This window comes from Gammaproteobacteria bacterium (assembly GCA_016712635.1).
Classification (GTDB): Bacteria; Pseudomonadota; Gammaproteobacteria; order SZUA-140; family SZUA-140; genus JADJWH01.
In genome coordinates, this window is the sequence record JADJQS010000002.1 from 215,839 (window position 1) to 234,906 (window position 19,068).

Annotated in this window: 18 protein-coding genes, 1 tRNA gene and 1 pseudogene; 3 read left to right on the forward strand and 17 right to left on the reverse strand. The window is 61.4% G+C overall.

Features of this window, described 5'->3' with window-relative positions; all coding sequences use genetic code 11:
* Positions 1 to 73: 73 nt before the first annotated feature.
* From rpsO to rimP, 6 genes and pseudogenes are all read right to left on the reverse strand, one after another.
* Positions 74 to 343 carry a 30S ribosomal protein S15 gene (gene rpsO, locus IPK65_04155; GenBank protein MBK8162355.1) on the reverse strand — a complete coding sequence of 90 codons (270 nt, stop codon included), beginning with the start codon at positions 341 to 343 and terminating at the stop codon, positions 74 to 76.
* Positions 344 to 456: 113 nt separating this feature from the next.
* Entirely contained in the window at positions 457 to 1,371 is a 915-nt protein-coding gene (gene truB / locus IPK65_04160) for a tRNA pseudouridine(55) synthase TruB (protein MBK8162356.1), read from the reverse strand.
* Positions 1,343 to 1,750, reverse strand: a complete 408-nt coding sequence (gene rbfA / locus IPK65_04165) for a 30S ribosome-binding factor RbfA (GenBank protein ID MBK8162357.1) — start codon at positions 1,748 to 1,750, stop codon at positions 1,343 to 1,345. Before rbfA ends, truB begins: the two co-directional genes overlap by 29 nt.
* Positions 1,751 to 1,817: 67 nt before the next feature.
* A pseudogene (gene infB / locus IPK65_04170) lies at positions 1,818 to 4,294 on the reverse strand (translation initiation factor IF-2).
* 45 nt (positions 4,295 to 4,339) lie between these two features.
* A complete protein-coding gene (gene nusA, locus IPK65_04175) occupies positions 4,340 to 5,839 on the reverse strand; it encodes a transcription termination/antitermination protein NusA (protein ID MBK8162358.1) in 1,500 nt (499 codons plus the stop codon).
* A 31-nt stretch (positions 5,840 to 5,870) separates the two neighbouring features.
* The gene (gene rimP / locus IPK65_04180; protein MBK8162359.1) at positions 5,871 to 6,329 is read right to left on the reverse strand and encodes a ribosome maturation factor RimP; all 459 of its coding nucleotides are present in this window, start codon (positions 6,327 to 6,329) and stop codon (positions 5,871 to 5,873) included.
* 549 nt (positions 6,330 to 6,878) lie between these two features.
* Between rimP and IPK65_04185 the strand changes: the two genes are divergently transcribed.
* Positions 6,879 to 7,334, forward strand: coding sequence for a hypothetical protein (locus IPK65_04185; GenBank protein MBK8162360.1), 456 nt, complete (start codon positions 6,879 to 6,881; stop codon positions 7,332 to 7,334).
* A 124-nt stretch (positions 7,335 to 7,458) separates the two neighbouring features.
* Here IPK65_04185 and IPK65_04190 read toward each other — a convergent pair whose 3' ends face one another.
* From IPK65_04190 to IPK65_04210, 5 genes are all read right to left on the reverse strand, one after another.
* Positions 7,459 to 7,794, reverse strand: coding sequence for a DUF3325 family protein (locus tag IPK65_04190; GenBank protein MBK8162361.1), 336 nt, complete (start codon positions 7,792 to 7,794; stop codon positions 7,459 to 7,461).
* Positions 7,787 to 9,499, reverse strand: a complete 1,713-nt coding sequence (locus IPK65_04195) for a PepSY domain-containing protein (GenBank protein MBK8162362.1) — start codon at positions 9,497 to 9,499, stop codon at positions 7,787 to 7,789. Before IPK65_04195 ends, IPK65_04190 begins: the two co-directional genes overlap by 8 nt.
* A 32-nt stretch (positions 9,500 to 9,531) precedes the next feature.
* Positions 9,532 to 9,831 (reverse strand): iron uptake protein, encoded by a 300-nt coding sequence (locus IPK65_04200; protein MBK8162363.1) that lies wholly within the window; start codon positions 9,829 to 9,831, stop codon positions 9,532 to 9,534.
* A gap of 536 nt (positions 9,832 to 10,367) precedes the next feature.
* A complete protein-coding gene (locus IPK65_04205) occupies positions 10,368 to 11,687 on the reverse strand; it encodes an HlyC/CorC family transporter (protein MBK8162364.1) in 1,320 nt (439 codons plus the stop codon).
* Positions 11,688 to 11,826: 139 nt separating this feature from the next.
* Positions 11,827 to 12,168 (reverse strand): hypothetical protein, encoded by a 342-nt coding sequence (locus IPK65_04210; GenBank protein ID MBK8162365.1) that lies wholly within the window; start codon positions 12,166 to 12,168, stop codon positions 11,827 to 11,829.
* Positions 12,169 to 12,486: 318 nt separating this feature from the next.
* On the opposite strand from IPK65_04210, the gene IPK65_04215 reads away from it, so the two are divergent.
* Together IPK65_04215 and IPK65_04220 are read left to right on the forward strand one after the other, a co-directional pair.
* Positions 12,487 to 13,527 (forward strand): hypothetical protein, encoded by a 1,041-nt coding sequence (locus IPK65_04215; protein MBK8162366.1) that lies wholly within the window; start codon positions 12,487 to 12,489, stop codon positions 13,525 to 13,527.
* Between the two features lie 37 nt (positions 13,528 to 13,564).
* Positions 13,565 to 14,494 (forward strand): hypothetical protein, encoded by a 930-nt coding sequence (locus IPK65_04220; GenBank protein ID MBK8162367.1) that lies wholly within the window; start codon positions 13,565 to 13,567, stop codon positions 14,492 to 14,494.
* A gap of 167 nt (positions 14,495 to 14,661) precedes the next feature.
* Here the strand turns inward: IPK65_04220 and IPK65_04225 are convergent, their stop codons facing one another.
* The 6 genes from IPK65_04225 to era form a co-directional block, all read right to left on the reverse strand.
* A complete protein-coding gene (locus IPK65_04225; protein MBK8162368.1) occupies positions 14,662 to 15,531 on the reverse strand; it encodes a sulfotransferase in 870 nt (289 codons plus the stop codon).
* Between the two features lie 528 nt (positions 15,532 to 16,059).
* A tRNA-Met gene (locus IPK65_04230) sits at positions 16,060 to 16,136 on the reverse strand.
* 57 nt (positions 16,137 to 16,193) lie between these two features.
* Complete coding sequence (locus IPK65_04235; GenBank protein MBK8162369.1) at positions 16,194 to 16,580, reverse strand: holo-ACP synthase; 387 nt, start codon at positions 16,578 to 16,580, stop codon at positions 16,194 to 16,196.
* A complete protein-coding gene (gene pdxJ / locus IPK65_04240; GenBank protein MBK8162370.1) occupies positions 16,577 to 17,320 on the reverse strand; it encodes a pyridoxine 5'-phosphate synthase in 744 nt (247 codons plus the stop codon). Before pdxJ ends, IPK65_04235 begins: the two co-directional genes overlap by 4 nt.
* A 22-nt stretch (positions 17,321 to 17,342) precedes the next feature.
* On the reverse strand, positions 17,343 to 18,155 hold the full coding sequence (recO, locus tag IPK65_04245) for a DNA repair protein RecO (protein MBK8162371.1): 813 nt from the start codon (positions 18,153 to 18,155) through the stop codon (positions 17,343 to 17,345).
* A gap of 10 nt (positions 18,156 to 18,165) precedes the next feature.
* Positions 18,166 to 19,050, reverse strand: coding sequence for a GTPase Era (era, locus tag IPK65_04250; protein MBK8162372.1), 885 nt, complete (start codon positions 19,048 to 19,050; stop codon positions 18,166 to 18,168).
* Positions 19,051 to 19,068: the final 18 nt, after the last annotated feature.

The following is a 19,068-nucleotide window of genomic DNA, read 5'->3' on the forward strand; positions in this document are numbered from 1 at the left end:
TAATCCGGCGACGCGAAGCGGCCGCGCGCGGACGACGGCGCCATTCGCTGCGCGCCGCGGTTTCGGACGCTGCTTACTTGCGCAGGCCAAGGCTGGCGATCAGGTCCTGATAGCGCGTCGTGTCGCTGGCACGCAGATAATCGAGCAGCTTCCGGCGCGCGCTCACCATCTTCAGGAGACCCTGACGCGAATGGTGATCGTGCTTGTGTTCATTGAAGTGATCGGACAGCTGATCGGTGCGCGCCGACAGCAGCGCCACCTGCACCTCGGGCGAACCGGTATCACCGGCGAAGCGCTGATACTTCTTTACCACGTCTGATTTAGCTTGAGCGTCTAATCCCATTGCCTTTCCCGTTTCTCTGATTCTGAATTTAGCCGTTTAAAAGAGGGCATATTTTAGCTTGTATTAGCTGCAGGTTACAAGCCGAGTCCCGTGGCCGCCCGACGTTATGTGGATCAACCGTTTACCAGCCGTTTCGGCGCCACCCGGCCGTCCTCCAGGATGTGTCCGACGCCGAGGAAACGATCCTCCCGCGTATAAATACGCACCATACCGTGCGCCGGCGCGTGGGGAACGAGCACCGCCTGACCGCGCCGGAGGAAAAAGGCCACATCCGGGGCGAGCCTGACTTCCGGCCAGTGCATGAGGGCGTCCTCCATCGACACCAGCAGCGCATCCAGGGCCTCCGTCCCGTGTTCTGAGAGACCGCGCAAGGTCTCCAGGGCGACCATCCGGCGGGAATCGAAGCCACCCACCCCGGTCCGGTGCAGTGCGCTGACATGGGCGCCGCAGCCGAGCGCCTCGCCAATATCCTCGGCGAGCACGCGGATATAGGTACCCTTCGAGCAGTGCACGTCGATCTCGACCCGGTCCGCATCGACGCGCACCACATTGAGCGAATGGATGGTCACGGAACGCGGCTCGCGCTCGACCTCGACCCCCTGCCGGGCCAGCTTGTACAGGGGAACGCCGTTCCGCTTGAGCGCCGAGTGCATCGGCGGAATCTGCTCGATCGCGCCGGTGAACCGCGCCGCCGCCGCCTCCACGCGGGCGCGGTCCACGGCTCCGATCTCGCGCACGAGCAGCGGGTCGCCCTCCGCATCCCCCGTGGTGGTCGTGATGCCCAGGCGGATCTCGGCACGATACCGCTTGTCCGCGTCGAGGAGGTAGCCGGACAGCTTGGTCGCCTCCCCCAGGCAGACCGGCAGCAGTCCGGTGGCGAGGGGATCGAGACTGCCGGTATGACCTGCCTTGCGCGCCCGGAACAGGCGCTTGACCGCCTGCAGGGCTGCGTTCGAGGTCACTCCGGCCGGCTTGTCCAGCAGCAGGATGCCGCTGATGTCACGCTCCCCATCCCGCCGCCGCGCCATCCCGGTCAGCCTCCCTTTTCTTTTTGTCGGCTGCCACGGAGGCATTGATCAGCGAAACCAGGCGGGCCCCGTCTTCCTGGGACTCGTCGTAAACGAAGTGCAGCTGCGGCACGATGCGCAGGATCACGCGCCGGCCGAGCTCGTGGCGCAGGAACGCCGCGGCGCGATTGAGCGCCTTGAGGGTCTCTCCCGCTGAACTGTGCTCACCGCCGAGCACGGTCACGTACACCTTGGCATGGGACAGATCCTGGGACATCTTGACGTGCGCCACTGTCACCATGCCGAGGCGGGGATCCTTCACCTCCTGCTGGATCAGCACGGCAAGCTCGCGCTGGATCTGCTCGCCGATGCGCAATGTGCGGCTGTATTCTTTCGACATATGCTCGGCCTGCACTGATGATGCCGCGCCGGCGCCGTTTGGCCCCTGGCGCCGCGACGACGGCGGGTTACAGCTGCCGCTTGACCTCGACCTTTTCGTAGACTTCGATCTGGTCGCCGACCTTGACATCGTTGTAGTTGCGTACGCCGATGCCGCATTCGGTGCCGGCCTTGACCTCGCTGACGTCATCCTTGAAGCGGCGCAGAGACTCGAGCTCTCCTTCATAGATGACCACATTGTCGCGCAGGACGCGGATCGGACTGCTGCGCCGCACCGTCCCCTCGACAACCAGGCAGCCGGCGATGGCGCCGAACTTGGGCGACTTGAACACGTCGCGCACCTCAGCCAGACCGATGATCTGCTCCTTGAATTCCGGCGACAGCATGCCAACCAGCGCCTGCGTCACTTCCTCGATCACGTTATAAATGATGCTGTGATAACGAAGATCGACGCCGTTTTCCTCCGCCAGGCGGCGTGCCGTGCTGTCGGCGCGCACATTGAAACCGATAACGATCGCGTTCGACGCCAGCGCCAGGTTCATATCGGACTCGGTGATGCCTCCGACTCCGTCCGCGACGATATTGACGGCCACTTCCTTGCCCGACAACTGGGTGAGCGAATCCTTGAGCGCCTCGACCGAACCCTGCACGTCGGCCTTGATCAGGAGGTTGAGCGTCAGCACGCCCTCCTTGCCCATCTGCGAGAACACGTCCTCCAGCTTGGTCGCCTTGCGCGCGGCCAGCTTGACGTCGCGGTACTTGCCCTGACGGAACAGTGCGACCTCGCGCGCGCGGCGCTCGTCGGCCAGTACCACCATGTCGTCGCCCGCGTTCGGGGTGCCGGAAAGACCCAGCACCACCACCGGCATGGACGGCCCGGCGGCCTCCACCGGCTTGCCGTTCTCGTCGAGCATCGCCCGCACGCGGCCGTATTCGCTGCCGGTGAGGATCACGTCGCCCTTGCGCAGGGTACCGTTCTGCACCAGCACCGTGGCCACCGGACCGCGTCCCTTGTCGAGGCTGGACTCGATCACGGTGCCTGCCGCGGGGCGGTCGTGCACCGCCTTCAATTCCATGACTTCGGCCTGCAGCAGGATCGCCTCCAGCACGTCGTCGACGCCCTGGCCGGTCTTGGCAGAGACGTGGGTAAATATGGTATCGCCGCCCCAGTCCTCGGGAATGATCTGCTGCGCGGCGAGCTCGTGCTTGACGCGGTCCGGATCGGCATCCGGCTTGTCGATCTTGTTGATGGCGACGACGATCGGAACCTTGGCCGCCTTGGCGTGCTTGATGGCTTCAAGCGTCTGCGGCTTCACGCCGTCGTCAGCCGCCACGATCAGCACGACGATGTCGGTGATCCTGGCGCCGCGCGCGCGCATCGCCGTGAAGGCGGCATGGCCCGGCGTGTCGAGGAAGGTGACGACCCCGCGATCGGTCTCCACGTGGTAGGCGCCGATGTGCTGCGTGATGCCGCCGGCCTCGCCGGCCGCGACCTTGGTGCGGCGGATGTAGTCGAGCAGCGAGGTCTTGCCGTGGTCGACGTGGCCCATGATGGTGACAATCGGTGGACGCGGCGTTCCCTCGCCCTCATCTTCGTCACTGCTCTCGAGCACCTGTTCCTCAAGCGCGTTCTCCTGCAGCAGCTGCACCTTGTGCCCCATCTCCTCGACGAGAACCGCGGCAGTCTCCTGATCCAGCACCTGATTGATCGTGGCCATGCTGCCCATGGTCATCATGGTCTTGATGACCTCGGCGGCTTTGACCGACATCTTCTGGGCCAGTTCAGCCACCGTGATCGTCTCGGGTATGGTCACGACGCGCACGATCGGCTGGGTCGGTCTCTCGAAACCGTGCCGCGGTGCACCGGGAGGCAGCGACTTCGATTTCGTCTTCTTCTTGCGGCGTGTCGCGCCGGGCAGCGCGCTGACGTGCAGCTCCTCGCGGCCGTACTTGGTCTCGCGTTCGTCGCGTTTCTTGCGCCGCTTGCCCTTCTTGTCTGCGGATTCCTCCGTCTCGGCGGCGGGCGCCCCGGGCGCCGACTCACCCGGTTTCGCAGCGGCGGACTCCGGCGAAACCGCGGAGGGCACCACGATGATGTCCGGCACCATCGTGCGCGCCGGCTCGACGACGGGCAGAGCCGTCTCCGCCGGTGCCAGGACCTCGGCCGTGACCTCCTCCGGAGGAAGCTGATCCGCGGCGGGTTCACCGCCCTCCGGCGCCAACTCGCCGCGCATGGCGTAGGTACGCTTGCGGCGGTACTCGACGTTGACCTTGCGGGTTTGCGCCTTGGCTCGCCCGTGCGTCGGCGTGGTCAGCTTGAGTTCACCGACCGTCTTGCGCCGCAGCGTGATTTTTTCGGCTCGCCCTTGCCGCTGTCCTTGCCGTGCGCATTGCGCAGGTGGGTCAGCAGCTCCATTTTGTGCTTGTCGCTGATGGTCTGGTCGGCGTCCGTGATCGGCAATCCCGCCTCGCCCAGCTGCAGGATCAGACGATCGACCGGTATACCGACCACTTCCGCCAGTTGTCTTACTGTCACGTCCGCCATGTAGTTGGATGCATCCGTCTCGGTTCTCAGGGTAATGAATTTGCCTTAATGCTGCTGCTCTGCGGCGAACCAGGGTGCGCGCGCGGTCATTATCAGCGTGCGGGCCTGTTCCTCTTCGACACCTTCTATCTCGAGCAGGTCGTCGACTGCCTGCTCGGCCAGATCCTCCTGGGTCAGGATACCCTTCGCAGCCAGTTTATGCGCGAGCTCGGCGTCCATGCCTTCCAGATCAAGCAGGTCCTGCGCTGGCTCCTGACCGTCCGTCGCCTCCTCGCTCGCGATGGCGCGCGTCAGCAGCACATCGCGCGCACGTTCGCGCAGCTCATGCACGATATTCTCGTCGAACTCCTCGATCTCCGTCAGTTCCTTGGTGGGCACGTAGGCGATCTCCTCGATGCTCGAGAATCCCTCCTGCACGAATATCGAGGCAATCTCCTCATCGACATCCAGTTGCTCCATGAACAGCTGCTTGAGTACGTTCGACTCCGCCTCGCTCTTCTCCTCGGCCTGCTGCTCGGTCATGATGTTGAGTTCCCAGCCGGTAAGCTGGCTGGCCAGCCGCACGTTCTGGCCGCCGCGGCCGATCGCCTGCGACAGGTGTTCCTCCTTGACTGCCAGGTCCATGCTGCCCGATTCCTCGTCGACCACGATCGATTCGACCTCGGCCGGTGACATCGCGTTGATTACGAACTGGGCCGGATTGTTGTCCCACAGGATGATGTCGATGCGCTCCCCGGCCAGCTCGTTGGAGACGCTCTGCACACGCGAACCACGCATGCCAACGCAGGCGCCCACCGGATCGATGCGTTCATCGTGGGTTTTGACCGCGATCTTCGCGCGCGAACCCGGGTCGCGCGCCGCGCTTACGATCTCGATCAGCCCCTCGCCCACCTCGGGGACCTCGAGCTTGAACAGCTCGATGAGGAGTTCCGGCGCGGTGCGGCTGACGTGCAGCTGCGGACCGCGCGACTCGGGGCGCACCGCCTTCAGATACACCCGCAGCCGGTCGCCCGGCCGGACGGATTCGCGCGGGATGATGTCCTCGCGGGACAGCTGCGCCTCGGCGTTGCTGCCGACGTCGATGACGATGTTGCCGCGGTCGACGCGCTTCACCACGCCGGTAAGCAGCTCGCCCACGCGCCCGTGATACTGCTCGACGACATGGGCGCGCTCGGCCTCGCGCACCTTCTGGATGATGACCTGCTTGGCGGTCTGGGCGGCGATGCGGCCGAACGCCATGGACTCGATCGGCTCCTCGATGAACTCGCCGACCTGGATCGCGGGATTGACGTCCAGCGCATCCTCCAGCCGGGTCTGCGCGTCCGGATTCTCCATCACGACCGCGTCCTCCACCACCTGCCAGCGGCGGAAGGTCTCGTAATCGCCGGTGTCGCGGTTGATGGATACCCGCACGTCGATCTCGCCGCCATAGCGCTTCTTGGTCGCGGCAGCCAGCGCGGATTCGATCGCGCTCACGATCACATCCTTGCCGATGCCGCGCTCGTTGGACACCGCGTCGACGACCATCAATATTTCTTTGCTCATATCCGTTGCCTCTGCCTGACCATTCTACAAATCAGATGTCGGGAACCAGGCGCGCCCGGTCGACATCCCGCAAGGGGAGTTCTATTTCCCGGCCGTCGACCTCCAGCACCACCTGCTCACCGCGCAAACCCATCAACAGACCCTTGAAATTACGCTGCCCGTTCAGCGGCGCGTGCAGGCGCAGCCGTATCTCACTGCCGCGAAACCGCTCGAAATCGCGCGGTGCGCTCAGCGGCCGATCCAGCCCCGGCGACGACACCTCCAGCATGTAATGCCCCGCGATGGGATCTTCCACATCGAGCACACCGCTGATCTGGTGGCTGACCCGCTCGCAGTCGTGCACCGTGACGCCGTCCTGCTTGTCTATGTACACGCGCAGCGTCTGGTTGTTGCCCTGCGGTACATACTCCACGGCAACCAGCTCGCAGCCGTGCAGCGCCACCGCCGGCTCCAGCAGCTGCCGCAATCGCGCGGTAATTTCCAAGCCCATGACGCCGACCCCGCAAAAACAAAAATGGGCCCAAAGGCCCACTTCAATTCCCCCGTCCAGCGCCAGAACGACGCCGACTGCCTGTATAGACCGGAAACGATTGCTACAGTTCCCGCTCCCCGTACCCGTCCGTTGCCGGGAGCGAGGATGGTCCCGGCGGGTGCCATATTATAGGAATATGACTTATGCATTTCAACAAACAGTTAACTCCATGATAATCAACACGTCACCGCACGCCATCGGGTCTGTGCGGCGTGGAAATAGCGGTTGTGGGCGCCAGCCCCCTCGTCTCCCGGCAGGTCATTCTGACAGAGGAATCCCGCGGTCACAGGATCGACAGATCGCTTCATAGCTAACTATGGATGAATGTCAGGTATCAAACGACTACCGTCATAATAATTATTAAGAATCATTTACGTTTGAAGCCGTGGCTGCATATACTGCCCCTGTCCAAACCTCAGATGGCAATGCGGGCCTATGAGTTGCTCTAATTTCAAGTCACCCTTTCCGGCCGTTACCCATCTACAACGACTGGGCACGCCTGAACTCGTGCTGGTCATGACATTGCGCTTGTGGTTTGCTGCAGCATCCGGACCTGCTGCGAGGGAAACGTCATTTCACTGGCACGATGGCCTAGGTGCTGCAGGCGTGTCGAAAGAGGGCATGATGGCGTTTCATGATTTGATGGAAGCAATTGTGCTCGAGACGCGCAAACCGCTTGATTTCAGGACCAGGCATTGTCCCCATCTCAGTCGTGATGAGGGCCGACTGCTGCAGATCATCCGCCTGATGCAGCATGGCGGGAGAACCGAGACGGTCGCCATTCTCTCGGCCTGGATGTCTCCCTTCGGTCGCCGTATCGCAGGCAAGCTCGCCCTGCGGTTGTCGGTAGAGTTGACTCATGCAGGCCTGACCCTATCCTCACGTTCGGTAATTATTTCGTACGATGATGATGGTACCTGCTCAACCCCGCCTGCGGATCGAATATCGATGCATCTGCACTGAACGCCTACCTCACTGCGGCAAAGTTACACGGATGTTCGTTTCGATGATTCTCAGCGTTTTACGCATGTACCCATGCTTTCCCCGCATACGCGGTTCGACGGGAACACATTAATCATCACCTTGTTTACAGTTGCGGTGACCTGGCGACGACGAGGCATGCCACCAGCGGCGCGAGCGTACGCGGGCGCCAGGCAAGCGTGAATGCGACCATCAGGGCCGCCGCGGCGAGGGCCATGATCCACACCAGGGACGCCATCGAGGCGTGGTCCGCAAGCAGGCACAAGGCCAATGACGCGATCAGTCCCGCCGCGCCCAGCACGCGCATCGTCACCGCCGGGCGCGACGGCAAGGCACGCTGGCCGGCGACCTGCTGCCAATGGGCCTGCATGGCGAGCGCCAGCCAGGCCAGACCGAGTGCATTGCACACGAATGCAGCGGCGAGCAGCAGTGCCTCAGGCATGATCCGCCTCCGGCAGCATGTCCTCGCGATCAGACACGATGTCGCCCTGTTCCGCCGCGGTCCCGGTGGCACGTGCCCGCCGGCGCAGACGCAGAGCCGCCATCACTGCGAGACCCGCACTGACCAGCATGGCGAGATCGAATCCCGCCACCGGCCAGTAGCCCTCCCCGATGGTCCGCAGCAGATGATCGCCGGTGGTGATCCAGTTCAGCAGCACCGCCAGCACGGCGAGGCCGGCCACGGCCCAGCACTGCTCGGCCCAGGCCGGCGCGATGCACGCCTGCAGGACCGGCGCCGTGCGCCAGTACGCATGCGCGAGCGCCGCCAGCCAGGCGAACCAGAATATGCGTTCCTCCCAATCGCCGCGGTGCGCCAGGTCGGCGGGCAACAGCCGGTTGGCCACCAGGATCGAGAGCGTCGCCACCAGCATGCCGGTGACGGTGGTCACGGCGAGCGCGTCGACCCAGCGCGAACCTGAAATGCCTTGGCCCGCATGCTGGCGCTTGTGCTTCTCGACGAAAAAGATGAAGCCGGTCGCGATGCAGACGCAGCCGGCCAGGCCGCCCAGCAGGTAGAACCAGCGCAGCAGCCAGTGCTCGAAATGCTGCAGGTGCAGCCCGGCAAGGAAATCATTGATGCCGGTGACCACGGTGGCCGGCGGTTCCTCGTAGATTACCCGGCCGGTGGGGCCCTCGAAGTGCACGCCCTGCCCCACCAGTGTGACCCGGTCGCTGCCGGCGCGGTAGATGCTGACGTAGCTGCTCGCATCCCCGAGGTGATTGATCTCCAGGTAGCCCACGTCGCCGGGCATTTCGCGCGCGGCCCAGCGTCGCCTGGCCTCGTCCACCATCGCGTCCACCGATGCCAGTGCCGCCGGCGTTCCGGATGGTTCGAAGGCCAGTCCCTTAGCTGCCGCCTCGGCCTGCTGATGTGCCTGCGCCATGGGTTTCAGCATGGTCTCGGTCACCGGGAAGTATATGCCGGCAAAAATGATCAGTCCGGTCAACGCGAAAAAGAAGTGGAACGGCAAGGCCACCACCCCGGTCAGGTTGTGCAGGTCCAGCACACTGCGCCGGGGCTGCTTTTTCGGCCGGAAGGTGAACAGTTCGCGGAAAATCCTGCGGTGGATCACCACGCCGCTGACCAGCGCCGCCAGCATCATCAGGGCCGCCAGGCCGATGATCCAATAGCCGAGGTCCTTCCAGTGAAGATGCAGGCTGTAGTGCAACGGATAGAAGAAGTCGGTGCCGATGTTGAGCTGGTCGTCGCGCAGCATCCTGCCGTCGCGCGGGTCGATGGTCGCCCAGCCATGCACATGCTGGTGCTCGTCGGATGCATCCTTGGGCTTGTTGGGGATCGGAAACTCGCCACCGAGGGCCAGCACCGGATCGCGGTGCGTGGTGTAGGCCCACAACGACGACAGCTTGAGTGTATCAGGGCGCGGGAGATCGCCGATCACACGCTCGGCGGTGGCCTCCATGTCGTCCGGATGAGGCTTGAGATCGCGGAACACCGGCGCCAGCACTTTGTCGTACGACGGCATCGCCTGCGGTGCGAAGCGCGTCTCGGGGATGGCCCAGCGGTCGATCTCGCGGTCGAACACCGACAGTGCCCCGAAGAAGAAGGCCGCCATCAGCACGAACCCCAGCACCAGGCCGAACCAGGTATGCAGCCACGCCATCGAGAGACGGAAGGACGGGAACATCGGAGATGTCTCCTATACTGATTTCACTGACGTCAAATCAGAAATCGCGATATGGTCCATGCCGAGCCGGTCATCAGAGCACCCACGCCGGTCAGAAGTGCCCATACCTGCACGATGCCTTCCGCGGCGAATGACCAGCAGAATACGGTCAGAAAGACGAGAAACGCGAGCATCATCGTCAGGCTGTACGCGTCATTGAACGACACACCAAAGGCGGGCAACAGGGCAATACCCATCGCAGCAAATCCCCAGGTGAATACATATCCGCCGAGCAGGCTGGCGGCGATGCGCAAGAAAACGAGGCGTGGAACGGCGAGTGTCTCGGTGGCCATACTGCTCCCGTTGCATTCATGACATTCTGCGTCTGCTGGCAACCTCGTGATGTCGCCGACGCCTATTCGCGTATAATAATTATTCTCAATCGTATCAGTGCCCGGAACTCGATTGCAAGCATCAACACTATGTCGGCGGCCCGGCCGGCAGACAGGTTGATGTCATCTATTTGAATTATTGATTGAATTCGTACTGCCCGCGATAGTAGAGACCAGCCCATTCCTGAGCGGATTCATCGAGGAAACTCCCCGCTTCACCACGGTACTGAAGTACACAGAGCTGAATCTCCGATTTTGCGGCAAGCGGCGACCCGGTCCATCGTCATGCGGTAACAGCAAGATACAGAGATAGCTTAGAAAGCACTGGCGAGCGGCTTGGTGCCGATGCGGTTCATACAGGAACATGCAAGTCTTGCGGGTGATGACCATGAAGTTATCCTGCGGCATTCTGAAGCGCAGGAAACGCAATTTGGACAATCATGGGGGGATTATGACTGCAGACAGAACAATGGGGACCGCTTCCTGATCGCGCCGTTTTATCCCGTGGAGCTTATGTCCGTTTCCAGCTGATCGCCGATCGACGCCACCAGCACCTTGTCGACGCGGTGACCGTCCATGTCCACCACCTCGAACCGGTAGTTGTCCAGGGAAAAATATTCGCCTGCGGCCGGGACATGCCCGAATTGGTGCAGTACAAGTCCGGCAAGTGTGTGGAATGACGCGTCCTGCGGGAGCGTGTGCAGCCCGAGGAGATCCCGCACCTCATCCACCGGCAGGCTGCCGTCAAGCAACCATGTCCCGTCCTCCCTGCGGACACTCTGAGGCTCGCCTTCTTCCACATTTTCGGCGATTTCACCCGCAATCGAAGTCAGAATATCGGTCGCGGTCACCAGCCCCTGCACACCGCCGTATTCGTCCACCACCACGGCCATGGGCACCTCAACCTGACGCAGTTGCTCCAGGGCGTTGAGCGCCCGGATATCCTCATGCACGAACAAAGGCTGCAGCAGCACTCCCCTCACATCGAGCGGATGTCCGTCGAGCACCTGCGCCAGAAGATCGCGCACCTGAACCACCCCAAGCACCTCGTCGAGCTCTCCCCGGCTGACCAGAAAACGGCTATAAGGACTGTCCCGCAGCAGGGGGCGGATGTCCTGTTCTGCCGTCTCGATGTCGAGCCACATGATATCGACCCGCGGCGTCATCAGGGCCTGGATGGGCCGGTCGGCGAGACGCATCACGCCGCGAATCATGTCGCGCTCGGCGTGCTCCACCACACCGGTGTCGGCCGCCTCGGAAATCAGGGATCTGATCTCCTCGTCGGTAATCTTGTGCGTCGATACGGCGTGACGCCCCAGCAGACGGAGCACAAACCGGGTGGAAGCATCAAGCACCACCACCATAGGTGTAAACAATGACGCCAGCACGCGCATGGGCAGCGATACCACGGATGCGATGCGCTCCGCGTTCGCCAACGCGATGCGCTTGGGAACCAGCTCACCCAGAATGAGCGAAAAATAAGTAATTCCCGCCACGACTATCGCCAGCGCCAGGATCTCGCTCACTGATTCAAGCCACGTGAAACCGGCCAGCCACCCCGATAGAGACGCTGCCAGGGTCTTTTCTCCATATGCCCCGGCAAAGATACCTATCATGGTAATACCGATCTGTACCGTCGACAGAAATGGCCCGGGGGATTCGGCGAGACTCAAGGCGTTCCGGGCCGCATTGCTCCCTGCATCCGCCATGGCCTTGAGTCGCGCACGACGTGATGAAAGTACCGCGAGCTCGGACATGGCGAAGAAGCCGTTGAGCAATATCAACAGCAGCAGGACAACCAGTTCCCAGGGGAACATGATGGATCAGCCGACCGTGATATCCGGCACGCGGACCGCAGCGTACGACGGAACTTCACCGTTTGGCGGATACAAGAAGCCTCGTAGCAGAGTGAAAAGCAGGTGATTGCGAACTGTATGCGCCATGGCTACATCGCCGTCATGCCTTGTTGGTCGGGCCCGCGCGATAGCCCTCGGCAAATCCCCTGTTAAATCCGGCAAGAGAATCTCTGGCTTTCGTGACCAGAATCAACCCTGCGGCGACCAGGCCGAGCAGGATCGCGGCTTCAGCACCCAGCGCGGTGTAGATCCCGTAGCCGATCGCACCAGCCACGATTGCGACAAGGCAGATCATCAGCAGATAGCTGGCCACCGTGGAAACCAGGTCGAAATTGGTGACCAGAAATAGGACCAGCAAGACAGCTATTCCTACCGGAAAGAACAAGTCCATAGCAAGCCGCTTCAAATGTGAGGAGTTTTCATTATGAACAATTTGAGTCATGTATGTCCATCATGTTTGTCTCGCTGAATGTCTAACCCTTGCTGCATGGAACAAATTGTCCTGCATTTTTCCGCACCGCCCTGCATAACGTCTGCTACCGAAAGAACTCCGCTTTCGCATGATCCTGAACCTGTTTTCAGGCAGTTATTCACGCCTGAAACCATCCACTGATCATCTGCTGATCGACTGATTGAGTTAGGTAAAACGCGGTCAAGTTCCCACGCATTTCGCTTTGGATAGTGATTAATAAATGCGCATGAATTGCCGCTAACCATATTCGAGAGTCATGTGCGCGTATACATACAGGAGAGCGTCTCAATGAAAAAAATTACAGCATTAACCATGGCGTCAGCCGCCTCGCTGTTCGTGGGTGGCACAGCCATGGCGGCTCCCATAGGGGGCTACGACGCATGGACGGTATCGAGCGGAACAATCACTGCGACCTGCCCGGCAGGCCATACCTGTTCCAATCTGGATGCGACGGGTAACGGCATTCTTCAGCAGCGGGTTACGGATAGCGCGGATACGACCGTCTCCTATTTCAGGACGATCGTGACGGATGAAGGCGCGACTGCGACCGATCTTGCCTCGGTACAGGCGCTGGGTTTCAGGATTGAGGGGATGGTGGGCGCCGAGGATGGCTCGGGCAACTATGTCAACCGCAGCGTGATCAAGGCCGGCACTCAGCTTGGCAACGATGCGATGTCGACCGCAGCCGAAGTAGGCCAAGGCACTCTGATCGGAATAGCACACTTTATCGCGGATCAGGAACAGGGCCTGGGTGCAACCACCCGCAGGATGGACTGGCATTTCCATGAGAACGGTGTCAACTACCTCGAGTTGAATCATTACTCCACCAGCGGTGTCGCGGATGACGGTCCTGGCGGCACAAACGCGGGCACAGGAAATGAGGGCGCGGTGACAGTACGTCGCTCCGGCAACCTGTCATCGGCCGGAACGCTGACCCTCGATCCGGGCGGTGCCAATGAACAAACACTGGCCTATGCGACAGGCGGCAGCGTTACCGCTGTCTGGCTGACGCAGGCCGCATCAGGCGTTGGTGTAGGTGTGACTGGCGCCCTGAGTCGCACGCTGGGTGTTCAGCGATATACCGCCATAACGACTAACGGCAAGACCAACGCCGGCGGCACAAGCATTTCGCAGAATAATGCTGACGGTGTCGGTGCTTTCGTAGCAACCAGCAATGGCGCCGACCTTGAGATCAGCGGCACGCAGTGGGGATGGGACACGGTGTTGTTTGGCACGCAGCCGCAGGAGTATTTCGCAAACTCGACCAACGCGGGATTGCGAGCGCCAGATGCCCCCGGCACCTTCGCCAACGACTACATCCTGCCCTGATGGCGTACCGAACATCGCAATGCGATAGGAGAACAATATGAATCGTAAGTATCTACTCAAGGTGGCGCTGGCAACGGCAGGGGGACTTTTTGTATCGAACGCAGCCGTGGCCGGCTCTGCCGCCTCACATAACGCCCCGTTAAGCTTTGATCAGTACTCGGTTGCCAGCGGTGTGATTACCGACACCTCGACGGAATGTTCCACCACCTGGACTTGCGTCACGCTGGATGCCACCAGCGCGGGCATGCTGATGCAGCAGATCACCGATCCTGGCACCGGCGTCTCCTTCATCCGCACCATTACGGTGGATGAAGCCGCGACCGGAACCACTGCGAGCGGCCTCGAGTTCTGGCAGGAGACACAGTCGTTGACCAGCGGTGTCAATACCAATAATGTCGCTGTCTCACTGGGTATCGTAGAGAATGGCATGGACTTCCGCATGAAGCTCTTCGAGGCTTCATTCCGCAGTGATGGCGACATCACGGTCCCGACCAGCGGCGGCGGCGGCGCTGAAATGTATATTAACCAGCAGATCAGCAGCGCCGGCCAGACCTTCCAGCAGGATGGCGTCAATGGCAATGCGCGTCAGCGCATCGACCAGGTCATGGGCACCAATCCCGGCATGTTCACCTATGCATCCATCGATGGCACTGCATTCATGCCGACAGCGGGCGGGACCCTGGGCGGCACGGTAATGCCCTCACTCGCCTATGCGTCGACCGATGGCCTGAGCGTGGTGTGGATGGGTGCCGACATGCCCGGAAATGCGGCGGCGACTGCCCGTCAGTTCGGATATCAGAGGTACAGCAACTGGGGCACGGTTGCCGTGACCAATCCGGGCACCACCTCCCCGGGCGGCACATCGACCTATATGTCCCTGGGCCCGTCGGCCACGTTCACCGATAACGGTTCGTGGGATTGGGATGCTGCGCTGTGGGATCTGGGCGGTGCACCCACTGGCCCTTGACAGGGCCGGGTATCCGTCAAGCTGCAGCCTGATAGTAGTTGAAAGAAACGGTCGGCTCTGCCCATGGATGGGTGGACCGACCGTTGAATTTTTTCCTTCTGTGTAGCCCGGGAAGTCCCGCCTGGCGTAGTCACATAGCTGCCGGCCTGATGAATGCCCGAATGCATTCATGCCGCCGACATGGCACGGTAACCGATCATTTCCATCGATTCGGAAACCATATCAAGAATTTCCTCCCGTACCTGCCGGGGCACCTGATCACCGCCCATATCTATCTTTCCTGACCGGAAAAACTGGGGATTGCGCGAGGTGGCGCGCATGCGCCCGATACTGGTTTCATCAACGATCCTGTCGAGCACGCCATCATCGGTATCTGCGTGCAGAAAAGTGAATATTTCCTGCAGCACCGTCCTGCGATCTGCCACCAGATTCTCATAGCAGACCAGGTGCACATTGTTCCGCCCTGCAGCGAAATCATGCCAGCGGGCGACATTCTGCTTGAATTGCTGCGCGGCCTGGCGCAGCCATCCCGCGAGGTCGCCGTACTGGGTGACAATCTGGCTGTGGCGCGGATCGTTTTCTTCACGCGCGAGGCGCAGGTTATGATGCCATGCCGACAAACCCTGATCGATGGGGTTGCGGAAGATGGCGATAAGCCCGGGCTGATCAAACAGCTCGTTAAAGAATTCAAGATTGGCAATGATGTTGTTATCGTTGGCCCCGATGATCGTCTTGCCTTTTGCCGCGTCGCGCATCATGGTTTCGATTGCCGAACGGAATATCATGTTGACGCTTTCGCCCCCCACCAGGCTGGCCCCCTGCCCGCCGGTCCGTCTGTCTACCTGCTGCAATACTTTATTGAATTCCCCAAACACCCATTTGAGTCCCTCGTGCAGGAATCGAGAGTCATACTCCGATGGACACGATACCTGAGGATGCAGATTCAGCGCGCGCTGCAACAGCGTCGTCCCCGACTTGGGAGGACCAAAGCAGAAAAACAGTTGACTTGGTTGTGGCCTGATTTCCAAATCAATCATTACCGTTACTAATTTATGGACTTATGCGTACCCTGAACTATGTCGGACACGCTGATAACAGAAATAAATAACGACGAAACAGACTGCGGAGTTCCCTATTCTAATTCGTGCCGTGATTGATGCAAGTGATGAACCGGCGGGTATCAGCGAGATATCACATGAAACGTAATTACTTATTACCGCAGTGATGTATTTGAAGCGACTATCTCAATGCGATCACTGATCTCATTGGAGGCTGGGGAATGTATCTTCCGTTATCCGCACACTCAATATGCACAGACCGCACGCTGCACGACGCTCTTTCATACATGCGGGTGCCTCGCCCGTCAGCTCGCCCTCATGCATGGCGACAGCCGGGACTTTCCTACGTGGGGACTCGCAATCAACGTTAAAGGCTCACTTGCGATGGTCTCTGCAGTACATTTGGTCTCGCATCGATACCGCATGGCGAGCATGACGCCGCAGCCATGCCGAGGCGTGAGGATATAAGACTGATAAATCCACGGAAATGCTATGACAAAAGAAAGATGGTAGCGGGGGCTGGATTTGAACCAACGACCTTCGGGTTATGAGCCCGACGAGCTACCAGGCTGCTCCACCCCGCACCCGACTTGGGAGGCCTATAGTACAGAACACAGGCGCCGTTATCAAGCCTCAGCCAATCAAGGCGCCTGGCGCTCAAGGATCACGAAGGCCACGGCATACTGCTCCTCGTCGGAAATGGACACATGGCTGCAGGAGATACGCGCCTCGTGACAAAGGGTTGCGGCGCGACCGCTGTAGGACAGGCTTGGCTTCCCACGCTCATCATGCTCCACACAGATCTGCCGCAGATGCACCCCTGCGCCCAGCCCGGTACCGAGCGCTTTGGCCACCGCCTCCTTGACCGCAAAACGCTTGGCCAGAAAGCGGGCGGGATGAAAAATATCGCGATATTGTTCGAACTCGTGTTCTGTCAGTATCCGCCGCGCGAAGCGGTCGCCGTACCGCTCAAGGTTTGTCTGCATGCGCATCACTGACACGATGTCAGTCCCGATCCCGTGGATCATCGGCGCGCCTCGATCATCAACCGTTTCATTTCGCGCACCGCCTCCTGCAGGCCCGTGAACAGTGCGCGCGCCACGATGGCGTGTCCTATATTGAGTTCGCGCAACCCGGTTATCGCGGCGATCGGCTTGACGTTATGGTAGCTAAGACCATGCCCGGCGTTGACCTGGATGCCCGCCGCGACCCCGGCTTGCACCACCCTCCGTATGCGGTCCACCTCTCCCTTCATCGCGCGATTATCGACGGCGTCGGCGTAATGTCCGGTGTGGATCTCGACCGCGGGGGCGCCGGCACGCACCGCCGCCTCGAGCTGGGCGATATCGGCGTCGATGAACAGGGAAACAATGCAGCCGGCAGCGGCAAGGCGTTCGCAGGCGACCTTGATCTTCGCCTCCTGCCCCGCCACGTCGAGACCGCCCTCCGTGGTCAACTCCGCGCGGCGCTCCGGCACCAGACAGCAGTTATGCGGGCGGATGCGCTCGGCATAGGCCAGCATCTCCGGGGTCACAGCCATCTCGAGATTCATGCGCGTCTGCAGGATGTCCCGCAGCGCCTCGACGTCACGCTCCTGAATGTGACGGCGGTCCTCCCGCAGGTGCAGGGTGATGCAATCGGCGCCGGCCTGCTCGGCCTCGATCGCCGCCTGGATCGGGTCGGGATAGCGTGTGCCGCGCGACTGCCGCAGCGTTGCAATATGGTCGATGTTCACACCCAGCAGGATGTCCTGGTCCAGCGCCGTCATGCGCGCCCCCCGCCTTCCATTGTCAATTCAGTTTCGGTCTCCGCCACTCGGCCGCCGACCCGCCGCCGGAACAATTTCCGGCTGGCCAGCGGCCGCCCGCCCAGTCTCGCCTCGAGCGCGGTGCGTAACAGGCGTTTCGCCTCGTGCAGATGGACGGCGTCGTGCAGCTCCCCCGCGCCAACGCCAGAAGACTGCCGCCATGCAGGCGCATGGGCCGCGCATGCGCGGCATACTCTGCTGCCTCTTCCCGCACCGTATGGGGCATCGCCACGGCGTCTTCGTGGACCGGTCCGCGCTCGGGATAATAATAATACATCGCGTCAGGCAGGATCGGGGTACCGCCCATGATCTCGCGGTCGAGCACCAGGCCATAGCCCAGCTCGCGCAGCAGTGTGAGCTCGAACTGGCGCAGGACCGACTGTTCTGCTTCTGCAGCGATCTCCGGCGAAGCCAATCGGCGCAGCGCCGCCTCGTAGATGGCGAAAAGCCCCGGATGCGGGTCATGGCGGTGCAGCAGCCGCATCAACAGTTCATTGAGATAGAAACCGCTGATGAGCGCGCGCCCGCCGATGCTTGCGCTGTCGCGGATCTCGACCGCGGTCAGGGAACCCAACTCCCCGCGCAGGGTCCAGCTTGCAAGCAGTGGCCGGAACGGCTGCAGAAGTCCATGCATGCGCGATTTCGGCCGACGCGCCCCGCGTGCGACCAGCGCGATGCGTCCCTGACCGGCGGTCAGCAATTCTATTATCAGACTGCTGTCCCGATACAGCCGGTAGTGCAACACATAGGCCTGTTCCAGCACTCCCCTGGCATGCGTATTCGACGGCGCCTCCATCACCATAGCCTCAGTCGCCGTAACCCAGGCTGCGCAGCGCGCGCTCATCGTCCGACCATTTTTCCTTGACCTTGACCCATAGCTGCAGATACACCTTGGCGCCGAACAGTCGCTCCATCTCCACCCGGGCCTGGGTGCCGATCTGCTTCAGCATGTGTCCCTGCTTTCCGATTACGATCGCCTTCTGCGCATCGCGCTCAACCCAGATCACCGCACCGATGGACGTCAGCCCGCCCTCTTCCTTGAACTGCTCGATCTCGACCGTTACCGCATAGGGAAGTTCATCTCCGAGCAGGCGCGTAAGCTTTTCACGCACCAGCTCCGCTGCCAGGAATCGCTCGCTGCGATCGGTCACCTGTTCCTCGGGGAACAGCGGCGGAGACTCCGGCAGCAGCCGGCACACCTCGTTTTCAAGGGCATCCGTCTGCATGCCGTGCGTCGCGCTCACGGGAACGACGGCGGCAAAGTTACGTTTTTCGCTCATCCGGGCGATATACGGCAGCAGATGTTCCTTGTCCTTCAGGCGGTCGACCTTGTTCAGCACCAGGATCACCGGGACGCTCACAGATTCCAGAAGATCGAGCACGTGATCATCCTCTTCCTGCCATTTCTGGCACTCGGTCACGAACAACACGACGTCGACGTCGGTGATCGCGGCCGTAGCCGCACGGTTCATCACGCGATTGATGGCGTGCCGTACGCCGCGGTGCAAACCGGGCGTATCGACATAGATGGCCTGGACCGAGGGGGTCGACTTGATCCCCAGGATGCGGTGCCGCGTGGTCTGCGGCTTGCGCGACGTGATGCTGATCTTCTGCCCCAGGATCCGGTTCAACAGCGTGGATTTGCCGACGTTCGGCCGGCCCACGATGGCGATATAACCGCAGCGATGCATCACCGTACTCCGCACGAA